This is a genomic window from Staphylococcus sp. EG-SA-2, from assembly GCF_017152085.1.
In genome coordinates, this window is sequence record NZ_JACYHC010000290.1 from 1 (window position 1) to 409 (window position 409).

Here is a 409-nt window from a genome sequence, read left to right on the forward strand (position 1 = left end):
CTGCTCAGCCGCGTTCGAGACTTGCCATAATCCCATCACACTAAAAAGCAAAACGAGCCATACACTTGTTTTAAGTAATAAAGCTTTCATTTCGTTCCCTCCATTAACTGTCATACACCAATATATTATCATAATCCTTATATTAAAATGATTGATTTTATGTAAATTATTTATAAATTACATTTAATATCGAATTATTTTTTACATTTCAAATAGAACCTTAATTCCAACAACAGCCATTTCCCACCAATAACATAAAAAAGCACCCGATAAAGTCGTCTCACAGCAGTGCCGAACTTTATAGGGTGACTCTCATTTATATTGTATATATTGGCGTTGGAATAGCTTTATCCGTATCACATAGCAATACTTCTTTTTCCGTATCAATATCGTGTTCGTTCAATACTTG

Annotated in this window: 1 protein-coding gene and 1 pseudogene; both read right to left on the minus strand. The window is 32.8% G+C overall.

Annotated features, from left to right (window positions below; genetic code table 11):
• Positions 1-90 (minus strand): hypothetical protein (locus IDG60_RS27360; protein ID WP_371093444.1); only part of this gene is annotated, 90 nt, incomplete at its 3' end.
• 226 nt (positions 91-316) lie between these two features.
• A pseudogene (locus tag IDG60_RS02775) lies at positions 317-409 on the minus strand (MBL fold metallo-hydrolase); the annotation flags it as partial.